The organism is Arthrobacter sp. MMS18-M83, assembly GCF_026683955.1.
In the GTDB taxonomy this organism is placed as follows: Bacteria; Actinomycetota; Actinomycetes; order Actinomycetales; family Micrococcaceae; genus Arthrobacter.
In genome coordinates this window covers 3,596,859-3,611,958 of record NZ_CP113343.1, presented here as the reverse complement: position 1 = coordinate 3,611,958, position 15,100 = coordinate 3,596,859, and the positions used below count along the sequence as shown (strand labels likewise).

General features: G+C 63.3%; 10 protein-coding genes. 3 read left to right on the top strand and 7 right to left on the bottom strand.

Features of this window, described 5'->3' with window-relative positions; all coding sequences use genetic code 11:
• Positions 1–19: 19 nt before the first annotated feature.
• The gene (locus OW521_RS17165; protein WP_268020791.1) at positions 20–1,126 is read right to left on the bottom strand and encodes a PfkB family carbohydrate kinase; all 1,107 of its coding nucleotides are present in this window, start codon (positions 1,124–1,126) and stop codon (positions 20–22) included.
• A 76-nt stretch (positions 1,127–1,202) separates the two neighbouring features.
• The gene (locus tag OW521_RS17160; RefSeq protein WP_442781168.1) at positions 1,203–1,733 is read right to left on the bottom strand and encodes a GNAT family N-acetyltransferase; all 531 of its coding nucleotides are present in this window, start codon (positions 1,731–1,733) and stop codon (positions 1,203–1,205) included.
• 188 nt (positions 1,734–1,921) lie between these two features.
• On the opposite strand from OW521_RS17160, the gene mshA reads away from it, so the two are divergent.
• From mshA to OW521_RS17145, 3 genes are all read left to right on the top strand, one after another.
• A complete protein-coding gene (gene mshA, locus OW521_RS17155; protein ID WP_268020790.1) occupies positions 1,922–3,166 on the top strand; it encodes a D-inositol-3-phosphate glycosyltransferase in 1,245 nt (414 codons plus the stop codon).
• A 105-nt stretch (positions 3,167–3,271) separates the two neighbouring features.
• The gene (locus OW521_RS17150) at positions 3,272–4,966 is read left to right on the top strand and encodes a formate--tetrahydrofolate ligase (protein ID WP_268020789.1); all 1,695 of its coding nucleotides are present in this window, start codon (positions 3,272–3,274) and stop codon (positions 4,964–4,966) included.
• A 488-nt stretch (positions 4,967–5,454) separates the two neighbouring features.
• Positions 5,455–6,093 carry an endonuclease domain-containing protein gene (locus OW521_RS17145; protein ID WP_268020787.1) on the top strand — a complete coding sequence of 213 codons (639 nt, stop codon included), beginning with the start codon at positions 5,455–5,457 and terminating at the stop codon, positions 6,091–6,093.
• Between the two features lie 174 nt (positions 6,094–6,267).
• Here the strand turns inward: OW521_RS17145 and OW521_RS17140 are convergent, their stop codons facing one another.
• The 5 genes from OW521_RS17140 to glgX form a co-directional block, all read right to left on the bottom strand.
• Positions 6,268–7,353, bottom strand: a complete 1,086-nt coding sequence (locus OW521_RS17140; protein WP_268020785.1) for an inositol-3-phosphate synthase — start codon at positions 7,351–7,353, stop codon at positions 6,268–6,270.
• Positions 7,354–7,519: 166 nt separating this feature from the next.
• Positions 7,520–8,557, bottom strand: a complete 1,038-nt coding sequence (mgrA, locus tag OW521_RS17135) for an L-glyceraldehyde 3-phosphate reductase (RefSeq protein WP_268020783.1) — start codon at positions 8,555–8,557, stop codon at positions 7,520–7,522.
• Positions 8,554–10,374, bottom strand: coding sequence for a malto-oligosyltrehalose trehalohydrolase (gene treZ, locus OW521_RS17130; RefSeq protein WP_268020782.1), 1,821 nt, complete (start codon positions 10,372–10,374; stop codon positions 8,554–8,556). The genes mgrA and treZ overlap by 4 nt, the downstream gene beginning before the upstream one ends.
• 57 nt (positions 10,375–10,431) lie before the next feature.
• Entirely contained in the window at positions 10,432–12,762 is a 2,331-nt protein-coding gene (treY, locus tag OW521_RS17125; RefSeq protein ID WP_268020780.1) for a malto-oligosyltrehalose synthase, read from the bottom strand.
• Complete coding sequence (gene glgX, locus OW521_RS17120) at positions 12,759–15,098, bottom strand: glycogen debranching protein GlgX (protein WP_268020779.1); 2,340 nt, start codon at positions 15,096–15,098, stop codon at positions 12,759–12,761. The genes treY and glgX overlap by 4 nt, the downstream gene beginning before the upstream one ends.
• Positions 15,099–15,100 lie beyond the last annotated feature (2 nt).

Below are 15,100 nucleotides of genomic sequence, written 5' to 3'. Positions count from 1 at the left end.
TGACTCGGGTCAGCGCAGCTCAGGCGTCCGAGTTGTGGGCGATAGTCGCCGATGCACGCCGCTGCGCTCCGGGCGGCACGTCACGGACTATGTCTTCCAGGAACGCGAACCGTTTTAGCCATTGGCTGGACTGCCGCTCCCGCCGGGCGTTGGCCCGCTGCCACCAATCAGCGATGTCACCCCAGCCAGGAGCAGCCAGCGAGCCCCCCACCTCCTGCACCGCCAACGCAGCGCAAAGATTGGCGAAGCGGAGCCTGTCCCCCAGGTGCCACCCCGCCAGGCAACCCACAACGAACGCCGCGCCGAAGCAGTCGCCTGCACCCGTGGGGTCGTATGCCGCCACCGGAAGGGACGGCACCCATTCCTCCTCACCGGTTTCGGAATCCACGGCCATGGCCCCTTGGGCTCCGAGGGTGACTACGGCCACTGGAACGCGGTCGGCGAGCGCGTAAAGCGCGGACCACGGATTGTCCTTGCCGGTGAAGGCCATCGCTTCCCGCTGGTTGGGCATGAAGGCGTGGAAATTGCTGAGCTGGTCAAGCCGCTTCGACGACCACTGCCCAGTCGGGTCCCATCCGGCGTCGCCAAAGAGTTTGACGCCGGCTTTGCTCGCGGCAAGCATCCAGGGCTCTGGTTCCTCGCCTAGATCCGCGACGGCGGCTAGTGCTTTGGGGGGCTCGCCAATCAGTTCGGATGCGGTCATGGGCGCAGGGTGTCCGTGAGTGACCATGGAACGATCGTGATCGAGGCACAAGGAAACGGTGACCGGGGAATGCCAGCCCTCAAACCTCCTCGAGAGGGAGAGATCCACGTGCTCCTGGCTCTCGAGGATCCGCCAGTTGAAGTCCCCGTACCCGTCATCTCCGAAGGCCGCCGCCAGGCTCGTCCTCAGCCCAAGCCGTGCGGCCGCGATCGCTTGGTTGGCCACGCCGCCGGGGCAAGTGCCCATGCCTTGGCTCCACACTTCTGTCCCCGGTTCCGGACTACGGTCCAGTCCGGTGAAGATGATGTCCTGGAAGACGGTGCCCGTCAGCAGGAGGTCGCAGCCGGAATCATCCCCTCCGCCGTTCGCATCTCCGCGGATGGCGGCGAGGGGATCGAATCCAGCCCTGGGCGTTGCGTCCATGCACCGCAGACTACGCTGCAGTCACGTATGTGCATAGCCTTGGAAGGCAGATCCTCCCTTGGTCACGGCTTGGGCCCTAGAGCTCCTGGTACATGACGTGCAGGCCCACATAGCCAAGGGTTGGGTGCTGGAAGGCCTCGGGAATAGTCGCCAGGATGCGGAAGCCCATGGACTGCCACAGGCCCACCGCGCGGACGTTGCTTTCGACGACGGCGTTGAACTGCATAGCCTTGAACCCGGCGTCCCGGGCGGCAGCCAAAGAATAGGCACAAAGTGCTCGTGCGATGCCCTGCCCTCCGTGATTGGCGTGGACCATGTAGCCGGCGTTGGCCACGTGGCTTCCTCCACCGCCCTGGTTGGCGTGCAGTTCACCGGTACCCAGCACCTCGCCGTCGCGCACCGCCACAAAAGTTTGGCCGGGAGCTTCCTTGAACCATTTGCTCCGCGCCGTTTCTTCGGACGTGTCCCGATCCCAGGTGAAGGTCTCCCCCGCACGGATCACGGGTTCAAGAACAGCCCAGATCCCTGGCCAGTCGCTTGCCTGCGCCGGCCGGATCTCGTATTTTGCGGCTGGTGCCGTTGCTGCTTCAGTGTTTGATTGGCTCACGCCCGTTACGGTAGCAGCCAATCTGGCGTTGGTGCGCTGGCCACCGTGCTGGCCGGGCTGCGCTGTTGGCCGGGCTGCGCCATTGGCTGCGACGCCGCGGATGTCAGGAGTAGTGTTTTCGCTGAGGCACAGGAAGGTTGCGCCTCGCGGAACTTGTTGAATTGATCGTTGGGTACAGGAGGTGGGCCGTGTCGATGATCCGGCGCGTGGCGTTCCTGTCCCTCCACACCTCCCCTATGGAACAGCCCGGTTCGGGCGATGCCGGCGGCATGAATGTCTACGTCCGGGCCCTGGCCATGGCGCTGGCCGATCTCGGCGTGGAAGTAGAGATCTTCACCCGTTCAACGTCCGCCGAGCAACCCGCCGTCGAACATCCCGGTCCCGGCGTCTGCGTCCACAACGTCCTGGCGGGGCCGCCCCGGAAGCTGCCCAAAGAGGAACTTCCTGAGCTCCTCCACACCATGGTCGCCGAAATCGAGAGGATCCGGCAGCGCCAGCCGCACGGCCGCTACGACGCCATCCATTCGCACTACTGGGTGTCCGGTGTGGCTGGTCTGGAACTCTCAGCGCTGTGGAACGTACCGCTGATCCATACGATGCACACCATGGCCAAGGTCAAGAACCTCGTGCTGCAATCCGGCGAACGCCCCGAACCGCGGCTGCGGGAAGACGGAGAGCACAGGATCGTGGAGGGGGCAACACGCCTCGTAGCCAACACTCCAGCCGAAGCCCAGGAACTGGTATCGCATTACAACGCCGATTTCGACCACATCGACGTCGCACCCCCAGGAGTTGACCTCACCGTGTTCACTCCGGCGTTCCGGGCCCGGTCCCGTGCCGAGCTCGGCGTGCGGCCCGGCAGTTTCCACCTCTTGTTCGCCGGACGCATCCAACGACTCAAGGGTCCGCAGGTCTTCATCGAAGCCGCCGGGGTCCTCCGCAAGCGGCGGCCCGATATCGACCTCGAGCTGACCGTCCTGGGCGCCCTGAGCGGTGCCAAGGACTTCAACCTGCAGTCCTTCATTGCGGCCGCGGGGCTCGACGACGTCGTGACCCACCGCGCGCCTGTCAAGGCCCCGAAGCTGGCGGCCTGGTTCCGTTCGGCCGACGTCGTGGTGATGCCATCCTTCAGCGAATCGTTTGGGCTTGTTGCACTTGAGGCCCAGGCATGCGGCACCCCGGTGGTGGCCGCCAATGTGGGCGGGCTGTCCCGAGCCATTGCGGACGGGCGGACAGGTATTTTGGTGGACGGCCACGATCCGTCTCGCTGGGCCGACGTCATCGAAGCCTTGTACGACGATTCCCGCACCCGTGAAGACATGGGCCGCGCGGCTGCCGTACATGCGGAAGCCTTCGGCTGGCAGAGGACGGCGGCCATCGCTCTCGAGAGCTACCAGGCGGCCATCGGCGCCGTCCTGGTCCGCCCAAGCTAAACGCCCGCTCACTTATAAGGCCCATCCTCCAAACCCTCGCTCACCTATGGGGACTCGCCTGATAGATTGTCGCGCACAGTGTTCCGTACAGAGCTGAGGACAAAGATGTCTGAAAACAGGATCTTGAGCGACCTTGAAATTGCCCAGAACGCAGCCATACGTCCCATCGAGGAGATCGCAGAGCGGGCCGGGATCAATCTCGATGCCCTGGATCTGTACGGCCGGTTCAAAGCGAAAGTCGATCCGGCCAAGCTCCAGTTCCCTGAAGCCAAGCGTGCCGGCAAGATAGTCCTCGTTTCGGCCATGTCCCCGACTCCGGCAGGTGAGGGAAAGTCCACCACGACGGTGGGCCTCGCCGATTCCTTGGCACGGGCCGGTCACAGAGTGATGATCGCACTGCGAGAACCGTCCCTTGGCCCAATCTTGGGCATGAAGGGAGGAGCGACCGGTGGCGGCTACTCCCAGGTTCTTCCGATGGACGAGATCAACCTGCATTTCACAGGCGACTTCCACGCGATCACCTCGGCCAACAACGCCCTCATGGCGCTCGTGGACAACCACATCTTCCAAGGCAACGAGCTCAACATCGATCCCCGTCGCATGACCTTCAAGCGGGTCCTCGATATGAATGACCGGTCCCTCCGGGAGGTCATCATCGGCTTGGGCGGCCCTGCTCAAGGTGTACCGCGGCAGGACGGTTTCGACATCACCGTGGCTTCCGAGGTCATGGCCGTCTTTTGCCTCGCCACGGATCTGGACGATCTCCGCGAGCGCCTGGGCCGGATCACTTTCGGATACAGCTACGATCGGATGCCAGTCACCGTGGCCGACCTCGGGGTCCAGGGCGCGCTGACCATGCTGCTCAAGGACGCCATCAAACCGAACCTCGTACAGACCATCGCGGGAACCCCGGCTTTGGTACACGGTGGCCCGTTCGCCAACATCGCTCATGGCTGCAACTCGCTCATTGCCACGCGAACGGCCCAACAGCTCGCAGACATCGTGGTCACGGAAGCTGGATTCGGTGCCGATCTTGGCGCCGAAAAGTACATGGACATCAAGGCTCGCATCGCAGACGTGGCGCCTTCCGCCGTCGTCGTCGTGGCGACTATCAGGGCGCTCAAGATGCAAGGGGGCGTCCCGAAGGAACTGCTCAAGGAGCCAAACGTCGAGGCGCTCGCGGCCGGCGTCGAGAACCTGAAGCGGCACGTGCACAATGTCGAGAAGTTCGGCGTCACACCGGTTGTCGCGATCAACAAGTTCGCCACGGATACGTCGGAAGAGCTCGAATGGCTGCTCGCTTGGTGCGCCCGGGAGGGGGTACAGGCTGCGGTAGCCGATGTCTGGGGTCGAGGTGGAGGGGGCGACGGCGGTGACCAGCTCGCGGCGAAGGTCGCCGCGGCGGTGGCGGCAGCAGCGCCGTCGGACTTCCGGCATTTGTATCCTCTGAGCCTGTCTGTGGAGGACAAGATCCGCACGATCGTGCAGGAAATCTATGGTGCCGACGGCGTGGAGTTCTCGGTCCCCGCGCTCAGGCGCTTGGCGGACATCCGGAAGAATGGCTGGAGCGGAATGCCGGTTTGCATGGCCAAGACGCAGTATTCATTCACCGACGATGCCTCGCAGTTGGGCGCCCCAAAGGGTTTCACGGTGCACGTGCGCGAGCTAATCCCCAAGACCGGGGCGGGCTTCATTGTTGCGCTGACCGGTGCGGTCATGACGATGCCGGGTTTACCTAAGGAGCCGGCCGCGATGCGCATGGACGTGGATGAGCACGGCAATCCGGTGGGCCTCTTCTAACGCCCGCTCACCTATGACGCCTTTTTCTGAGACGCTCCCTCAACTTTGCCGCCAAAATCAGGAACGCTCTCTCACCTATGCCTCTTCGGGACGACCCGTCCATCGACCGAATCCTGAGCCTGTGGATAACTTCTGCAGGCATCCGCCCGTTTGGGTAACAATGCGGGTATGCGAAACGAGTTTGCCCTTCCCGTTGAACTACTTTCACGACCGTTCACGCTCGCGGAGGCCCAAGCCCAGGGTGTCCCGCGCGGCCGCCTCCTGCGTATCGACATCGAAAACGTCAGCCGCGGCCTTTATCGCCCGGCCGGCTGGGACTTCGATCTTGAGTCGGCCGCCCGGGCGCTGTCTACCGCTACGCCCGGTGCCTGGATTTCTCATGTGACGGCGGCCCGCCTTCGCCGTTCCTGCCTTCCCCCTGGCTCTCGGACTCAACCGAGCTGCATCTCAGCAAGCCCCGGTCATTGCCCGGAGTTCGCCGCAAAGGCGTGATCGGCCATACCGTGATCGCGGCCGAGGACGAGGTTGAGGTCGCTGACGGAATTCGGATCAGCACGCGGTCTCGTACCTGGCTGGACATGGCAAGGCTGCTGCCGTTGAACGACGTCGTCTGCATGGGCGACGAGCTGATTCGCGTCCCCCGGCAGTCCTTGGAAGGGCGAGACACTCCGTTCGCGACCCTTGAAGAGCTGCGTGCCCTGGTGGAGCGGCATCCGAATTTGCAAGGCGTGGTGCGTGCCCGGCAGGCGCTGGAGCTGATGCGCGTGGGCGCGGATTCTGCACCAGAGTCCTTGCTTCGCTTGGCGATGCTGGACGCGGGAGTCCCGGAACCAGAACTTCAGCTCAGGCTGCGGGATGCCGATCCGTTCTCGCCGTCGGCGGATTTGGGCTTCCGCCAAAGGCGCGTGGCAATTCAGTACGACGGCGGTCATCACCTCGTGGAGGCCCAGTCACTGAGCGATCGACGCCGCGACAAAGCTTTCGAAGCAGCCGGATGGACTGTGCTCGTGTTCCGCAAGGAGGACTTTGTAGATGGATTCGAACAAGCAACCAAGAAGATCAAGAAGGCGCTGCGATCGGCGTGGGTGGATCCCGCCGTCGCATCAGGCTTTGCACGCGCTGTGTAGTGGGCAAGCATCGGCACGACCCACCCAAGGTGAGTAAGCGTTAACGACAGGCGCTCGCTCACTTTAGAAGTGAGCGAGCGTCCGTCAAAAACCTGACAGAAGTGAGCGAGCGTCCGTCAAAAACCCGACAAACGTGAGCGAGCGTCCGGGAGGGACGGTAGGCGGGAGAGCGGCCTAGCGCTCGACGTCGCCCCGGATGAAGGCTTCGACCTTTTCGCGGGCGAGGTCGTCGTTGAACTGCTCGGGCGGGGACTTCATGAAGTAGCTGGAAGCCGAGAGCAGCGGGCCGCCGATACCACGGTCCAGGCCGATCTTGGCGGCGCGGATGGCGTCGATGATCACGCCGGCCGAGTTTGGGGAGTCCCAAACCTCGAGCTTGTACTCCAGCGAAACCGGAGCATCGCCGAAGTTGCGGCCTTCGAGGCGGACAAACGCCCACTTGCGGTCGTCGAGCCAGGCGACGTAGTCGGACGGGCCGATGTGGACGTCGTCTGCGTGAAGCTTGGCCTCGACATTGGAGGTCACGGCCTGGGTCTTGGAGATTTTCTTGGACTCCAGGCGATCGCGTTCCAGCATGTTCTTGAAGTCCATGTTGCCGCCGACATTCAGCTGGTACGTGCGGTCCAGGGTGACGCCGCGGTCTTCGAAGAGCTTGGCCATGACACGGTGCGTGATGGTGGCGCCGATCTGGCTCTTGATGTCATCGCCAACGATCGGAACACCCGCTGCAGTGAACTTGTCAGCCCATTCCTTGGTGCCCGCAATGAACACGGGCAAAGCATTGACGAAGGCAACACCAGCATCGATGGCGCACTGCGCGTAGAAGTGCGCGGCTTCCTCGGAACCAACCGGCAGGTAGCAGACCATGACGTCGGCCTTGGTTTCGCGCAGTGCGGCGACGATGTCCACTGCCTCTTCCGGAGCCTCGACGATGGTCTCGCGGTAGTACTTGCCCAGGCCGTCCAGGGTGTGGCCACGCTGCACGGTAACGCCGGTAGACGGGACGTCGGCGATCTTGATGGTGTTGTTCTCGCTGGCGCCGATGGCGTCGGCAAGGTCTAGGCCGACCTTTTTGCTGTCGACATCGAAAGCGGCGACGAACTGGACATCGTTGACGTGGTACTTGCCGAACTCAACATGCATCAGACCCGGAATCGTGGCCTGGGGGTCGGCATCGCGATAGTAGTGGACACCTTGGACCAGCGAAGCGGCGCAGTTACCTACACCGACAATGGCGACACGAATCGGATGTGAAGACACGGAACTCCTTTGAGCACTAACCTCAGGTGCCTGGCGCGTCTGTACCTGAATGTACGACGGCGTCTTAAAGGCACAGCGCCATTCGGCGCTCTTTGCATTGTAGCCAACCTGAACGGGGCCGGCTTTGTTCCCGGCCGGCCCCGTTCTTCTGTTAAGTTTTCGGAATCTACTTCTGTGCCCACAGATTGATGTCGGATTCGACGGCGAACTCGTCAATCGCAGTCAGTTCCTCTGAGGTGAAGTCGAGGTTGTTGATCGCGGACACGGTGTCCTCCAACTGCGCGACACTTGACGCGCCCACCAAAGCCGAGGTCACAGCTGAACCCTTGGGCTGCTCGCGTAGGATCCAGGCGATAGCCATCTGGGCGAGGGTCTGGCCGCGTCCATCGGCGATGGCGTTCAAACCACGCACCCGGCTCAGCTTTTCCTCCGTCAGTGCGGCTTCTGACAAGAACCGTTCCTTGGCCGCGCGTGAGTCCGCCGGGATTCCGTTCAGGTACCGGTTGGTGAGCATCCCCTGTGCCAGCGGGGAGAAAGCGATTGAGCCAGCGCCTACCTGGTTAAGTGCCTCGTACAGGTTGGGACTGCCGTTCTCGGTCCACCGATTGAGCATGGAGTAGCTGGGCTGGTGGATGAGCAGCGGCGTGCCCATCTCCTTGAGGATCCTGGCCGCCTCAAGAGTCTGTTCCGGAGTGTAGGAAGAGATACCGGCATAGAGGGCCTTGCCGGAACGGACGGCGCGGTCCAGGGCGCCCATGGTTTCTTCCAGCGGCGTTTCGGGGTCCGGGCGGTGGCTGTAGAAAATGTCCACGTAGTCCAGGCCCATGCGCTGCAGCGACTGGTCCAGGCTGGAGAGAAGGTACTTGCGGGAGCCCCATTCCCCGTAGGGGCCGGGCCACATGTAGTAACCGGCCTTGGTCGAAATGACGAGTTCGTCGCGGTAGGGCTTGAAGTCGTCCTTCAGGTGGCGGCCAAAGTTGGTTTCCGCTGAACCGTCCGGCGGGCCGTAGTTGTTGGCAAGGTCGAAGTGGTTCACACCGAGATCGAAGGCACGGCGCAGGATGGCGCGCTGTTCCTCGAAACGCTTGTCATCGCCGAAGTTGTGCCAAAGTCCCAAGGAGATGGCAGGAAGTTTGAGACCGCTGCGTCCGACGCGGCGGTAGGGCATGGTTTCATAGCGGTTTTCCGCTGCCGAATAAGTCATACCCACCATCCTGCCACCCGTTCCCGGGCCGGAACGGCGGCGTCCGTCATGTGGGTGCAGTCACTTAATGCGTACGACGGCGGCGCTCTCCCCGGGATTGTCAGCTTACCGTTCCCGACGGCGGCCGAGGGGTCCGTGGCGAGCAAGAGGCTACCGTCAATGTTCCTCGTCAAAGGCTGCGTCCCAAAGTTGCAGGCGACCCTCACGGCGCCACGGCTGAGAACCAGCCACCGGTCCTCTTCGCTGAAGTCAACATGTGTGTCGGTGAACCCGCCGGCGGCAAGCTCCGGCGTCGAGCGCCTGAGGTTCGCCAAGGTTCGATAAAGGTCGAGCAGCCGGGCGTGATCGCCGTCGTTGGTTTCCTCCCATTTGAGCTTGGAACGGTTGAATGTCTCCGGGTCCTGCGGGTTGGGGACCAGGGCTGGGTCCCAGCCCATCCGTTCGAATTCCTTGAGCCGGCCCTCTGCCGTGGCCTTGGCCAGCCATTCCTCGGGATGCGACGTGAAGAACTGCCAAGGCGTGGACGCGCCGAACTCTTCCCCCATGAACAGCATCGGCGTGAACGGGGACGTCATGGTCAGGACGGCGGCCAGCGCCAACCTGCCGTAAGACAGGCTCGAACTCAGGCGGTCGCCGGCGGCTCGGTTGCCGATTTGGTCGTGATTCTGGCTGCACACCACCAGCGCGGCAGGATGGACCAGACCCGGGCGGATGGGCCTGCCATGATGCCTTCCGCGGAAGCTTGAGTAGCTCCCGTCGTGGAAGAAACCGTGCTCAAGGACTTTGGCCAAGGCGGTCAAGGAATCGAAATCCGCGTAGTACCCGGCGGTCTCACCGGTGAGGTTCACATGAACCGCGTGGTGGAAGTCGTCGCTCCACTGGCCTTCCAGCCCGTAGCCGTTGGCGTCCCTGCGGTAGATCAAGCGCGGGTTGTTCAGATCCGATTCGGCAATCAGTGTCTTGGGGACACCGGTTTCAGCTTCGATCCCATCCGCAAGGCTGGCCAAGTCCTCCAGGATATGCACGGCACGATCGTCACGGAGGGCGTGCACAGCATCGAGGCGCAGTCCGTCAACGTGAAAATCGCTCAACCACATTTCGGCATTATCAAGAATGTATTGACGGACTTCGTCGGAGCCGGGTCCGTCCAGATTCACTGAATCGCCCCAGGTGTTGCCCTCCCCGGACTTCAAGTACGGGCCAAACTTCGGCAGATAGTTCCCGCTAGGCCCCAGATGGTTGTAGACCACGTCCTGAATCACGCCGAGTCCCGCAGCATGCGCGGCGTCAACAAATCGCTGGTAGGCCTCTGGTCCCCCGTAGGCTTCATGGACCGCGAACCACAGCACGCCGTCGTACCCCCAGTTGTGGGTGCCGTTGAAGGCATTGACGGGCAGAAGCTCTACAAAGTCGACTCCCAATTCAATGAGGTAGTCGAGTCTTTCCACCGCCGCGTCCAGTGTGCCCTCCGGGGTAAAGGTCCCAACGTGGAGCTCATAGATGACGGCGCCGCCAATCCCGCGGCCTGGCCATTCGGCGTCGTTCCAGGCATAGGAGGTGGCGTCGAAGGTGCGGGACAGGCCGTGGACGCCCTCCGGTTGCCGCTTCGACCTCGGGTCGGAAAAAGGCCCCTCGCCGTCCACGAGGTAGCCGTAATCCGTCCCGACGCCTTGCGGGACGTCCGCCGTCCACCACCCGGTGGCTCCGCCGTCGTGCGGCCGCATCTCGTGGTGCTGGCCTGCCGCAAGCAGAGTGACAGACCCCGCAAACGGGGCCCATACATCGAATCGTTTCCTCGCGCTGGTCGTCTCCGCCATGGCTCCCCTCAATCATCTCGTCCGGGCTTCGGTTGCCCGCCGTCGTTGGTGCTCTGGCTAGGTAATCGACACGAGCAGGGCCACCGGGTATCTCTGTAGCAGCCTTGCGAGCGGCACTTCGCCCGCGGGATAACTGTTGCCCGTGAGCTCGTCCTGGACCGAGCTCGCGAGGCGGATGAAGGTGCTTTGCCATCCGCCGTTGAGTTCAAGCTTCCGCGGGAGCCGAGTGGCCAACGTGATGGCACCACGTGCGCCGACCGCTCCGCGGTCAAAGGCGAGCAAGTGGTCGGCCGCGGGTCCCTCAGCGTAGACGGGGCTGTATCCGCTGAAGAGCTCTGGCCTGTCGCGACGCAGGCGCAGCGCGCGCGACGTCAGCAACAACTTGGCCAACTCGTCCCGCGCTTCCGTCTGGGCACCGGCGTCGAGGGCTGCGAGAGCGGCCCTCCGCCGTTCGAAGTCCACCGGGCGCCGGTTGTCCGGATCGGTGAGTGAACGATCCCAAAACTCAGTTCCCTGGTAGACGTCCGGTACGCCGGGCATGGTCAACTGAACAATTTTTGCTGACAGCGAGTTGGACGCTCCGTAGGGGTCCAAGAGCGCGACAAATCTCTCCAGCGCAGCGGTCACGTCCGGCACATCGAAGACGGCGTCGACGGCGGAGGCCACCTTCGCTTCGAACCCCTCGTCCGGATCCGTCCAACTGGTGGAATTGCCGGCCTCGCGTGCCGCCTTGACGACGTAGCGCTGGAGGCGTTCGCGGCTTGCTGGCCAAGCACCCGCAATGGCCTGCCACACCAGAACCGCGAGTGGCCCGTCGGGAATCGGAGCTACCTTCTGCATCCGGTCCACGAATGCTTCCCACTCGGGTACGGCCTCCGAGATGGCGGAAATCCTCGCTCGGGTGTCTTCGCTGCGCTTGGTGTCGTGTGTGGTCAGGGTGGTCATGGACAGCGGCATGTGCGCCTGGCGGTGCATCATGCGCTCGTGGAATCCAGCCGGGGACAGGGCGAATTCCGTCGGGTCCGCTCCCACTTCGGTCAGCGTGCCAAGACGGGTGTAGCGGAAGAACGCGGTGTCTTCCACGCCCTTGGCCATGACCATGCCTGAGGTCTGCTGGAAGCGGCGGCCCAATTCACTGGTGGCGTCGAGCAGCAGGGGAAGCAGCCGCTCCAACACCTGCTCCAGCTCCGGCCTGGTCCGGGCGGCCCGCTCAACAGCCTCCGCCAGGATGTCTTTGCCGTACGGGAGATAGCTTCGGTAGACCGGAAAGGAGGCAATGGTTTCAGCCAGCGCGTCCGCCACCTCTGGATCCGCCGCCGTTGGATTGGGCAGTTCCGGAGTCTCCGGGACGAGCCGCGCCAACCGCAGGATTTCCGAGCGCAGGATGCCGTCCGTGATACGCCGCTTGGTGCCGTGGATCATGGCTTGGTAGTCGGCCGGCGTTTCGGTGCCCCTCAGTCTGGCGTCCAAGGCATCCAGCCGCACTTCGGCGTCGGGATCAACAAAAAGGCGGTCGACGTCGGCGAGCGCGTCGTAGCCCGTGGTCCCCTCGCAGTCGAAATTCTCCGGAAGCTCCTCCCCCGGCTCCAGGATCTTCTCGACAAGCACGTACGAGCCGCCAGTCGTTTCCTTCAGGCGCGCCAAGTAGCCGGAAGGGTCCGCGAGTCCGTCCGGATGATCGATCCTCAGCCCGTCCGCGAGCCCGTCCCGGAACCAGCGGGAGACCTCTGCATGGGCTTCCTCGAAAACCCAGGGAATTTCGACTCGGATCCCGGCCAAAGTGTTGACCGCGAAGAAGCGGCGGTAATTCAGTTCGGCGTCGGCCCGGCGCCAACCGACCAGTTCGTAGTGTTGCCGTGCATGGACATCGCGCGCGTCGTCACCTACAACGTAGCTACCCTCGGCTAGCGGGAAGCGGTGATCGAAGTAGCGCAATTCGCCGTCGACTAGTTCCAGCTTGTCGAGGTCATCATCGCTGCCGAGGACCGGTAGCCGCAGCTTGCCGTCCCCGAAGTCCCAATCGACGTCGAACGCTTCCGCATGGCGCGAGGCCCTGCCCTCCTTGAGGAGCGACCACCACCAGGCGTTTTGCGGAGGCGACGCAACGCCCATGTGGTTGGGAACGATGTCCACCAAGACCCCGAGACCGGCCTCCCGCGCAGCCTTGGAAAGCGCGGCGAGCCCTTCGGCACCGCCGCGCGAGGCATCGACCGTGGAGGGGTCCGTGACGTCGTAACCGTGGTCCGAGCCCTCCTCCGCAGTCAAAATCGGCGACAAGTACACCCAGTCAACCCCGAGGTCGCGCAAATAGCCTGTGAGGGCCGCCGCGTCGTGGAGCGTGAACGAGGGCCGGATCTGGAGCCGGTACGTGGAGACAGGCGTCCTCATGATCCCCCATTCTTGGGGGCGCGTGGCTTTCTGGGCTTCTTCGGCGCAGCGGCAGCCTTGGTTTCAGCGTCAGGCTTCGGGTCCGGCACTGACCGGAGCGGAGCCCTGTTCGGCGCCGACGCGACTGGCGTCAGCGTGGCCGGCGCAGTCAGGGATGCCGTTTCAGAGGTTGTTGTCTGGGACAACGCGGCTAGCGAGGCAGCGACGGAGTGGTCCGGATCGGTGTCAGGGATGCTGTGGGCTCGCAGGACCACGAGCGACTTTGCCCCCACAGTGAGGACCGATTCCGCGGGCATGGGTTCAGTGTCCGCACCGCCACCGGCGGTGTCGATGATGATGTCCCAGGCTGGAGCGTATTCGTCAGAGGGCACTTTGAAGCCCACTTCGTCGTCGTGGGCGTTGAAGTAGAGCAGGAAGTTGACGTCCGTGATCCGCCGCCCCTGGTTGTCCCTGCCGCGGATACCATCCCCGTTCAGGAACACGCCCACCGAGCGGCCGAAGCCGCTGTCCCAGTCCGACGGCGTCATGGTGGATCCGTCGATGTCGAGCCAAACGATGTCCGGGAGCCGCTCGCCTTCGCCTCGAAGCACCGGCCGCCCGTCGAAGAATCGGCTGCGCCTGAACGTAGGGTGCTTGGCGCGCAGTGCGCTGACGGCTGCCGTGAACTCCACGAGCGGCTGGTCCACGCTATCCCAATTGATCCAGGTCAGCTCTGAGTCCTGGCAGTAGCCGTTGTTGTTGCCCCGCTGTGTCCTGCCGAGCTCGTCACCGTGCAACAGCATGGGGACACCTTGGGAGAGGAGCATGGAGGCGATGAAGTTCCGCTGCTGGCGGGCACGGAGACCGAGGACGACGGGAGACTCCGTGGGGCCTTCGACACCGCAATTCCAGGAGCGGTTGTGGGATTCACCGTCGTTGTTGCCTTCGCCGTTGGCCTCGTTGTGCTTCTCGTTGTAGGAGACCAGGTCGGCCAGGGTGAAGCCGTCGTGGGCCGTGACGAAGTTGATGGAAGCCACCGGGCGGCGGCCGGAGTGCTCGTAGAGGTCCGCCGATCCGGTCAGCCGTGAGGCAAACTCGCCCAGTGTGGAGGGCTCGCCTCGCCAGAAATCGCGGACGGTGTCACGGTATTGACCGTTCCATTCCGTCCACTGCGGCGGGAAGTTGCCTACTTGGTAGCCGCCTGGGCCCACGTCCCACGGTTCGGCGATCAGCTTGACCTGGGAGACGACGGGGTCCTGCTGGATGAGTTCGAAGAATGTCGACAGCTTGTCCACATCGTAGAACTCGCGTGCCAACGTTGAGGCGAGGTCGAAGCGGAAACCGTCAACGTGCATTTCGGTGACCCAGTAGCGCAAGGAATCCATGAGCAGCTGAAGGGAATGGGGGCTGCGTACGTTCAACGAGTTACCGGTGCCCGTGTAATCCATGTAGTGCTTAAGGTCGCCCTCCATCAGGCGGTAGTAAGCGGAGTTGTCGATCCCCTTGAAGGACAGGGTGGGTCCAAGGTGGTTGCCCTCGGCGGTGTGGTTGTACACGACGTCGAGAATGACCTCTATGCCTGCCGTGTGCAACGCTCTGACCATCGCTTTGAAATCCTGGACTTGCTGGCCGGTATCGCCCTTGGAGCTGTAGCTGTTGTGCGGCGCGAAGAACCCAATGGTGTTGTAGCCCCAGTAGTTGTTCAGCCCCCTGTCCTGCAGGATGCCGTCGTTGGTGAACTGGTGGACGGGCATGAGCTCGATGGCCGTGACGCCAAGCTTTTGCAGGTGGGAAATCACGGCAGGATGTGCAACGCCGGCATAGGTACCGCGTTGTTCCTCCGGAACCTCCGGGTGGAGCTGCGTCAGCCCCTTGACGTGCGCCTCGTAAATCACCGACCGGTGGTACGGGATGCGAAGCTGCTGGTCACCGGCCCAGTCGAAGAAGGGATTGATGACGACGCCCATCATCATGTGGGCCGCGGAGTCCTTGTCGTTTCGGGAGTCCGGATCCCCCATGTTGTACGAGAAAAGCGCCGGGTCCCAGTCGATCTGCCGGTGGATGGCCTTGGCGTAAGGGTCCAGGAGGAGCTTGTTGGGGTTGAAGCGCTGGCCGGCGGCAGGGTCATACGGGCCGTGTACGCGGTATCCGTACTTCTGCCCTGGCTGGACCTGCGGCAGGTAGCAATGCCAGACATAACCGTCCACCTCGTTGACGGTGTAGCTCATTTCGTCCCCGTCGTCGTCAAAGAGACACAATTCCACCTTTTCGGCCTTTTCGCTAAACAGCGCGAAGTTGGTTCCCGTGCCATCAAAGGTGGCCCCCAACGGGTATGCGGATCCTGGCCAAACGTCCATGT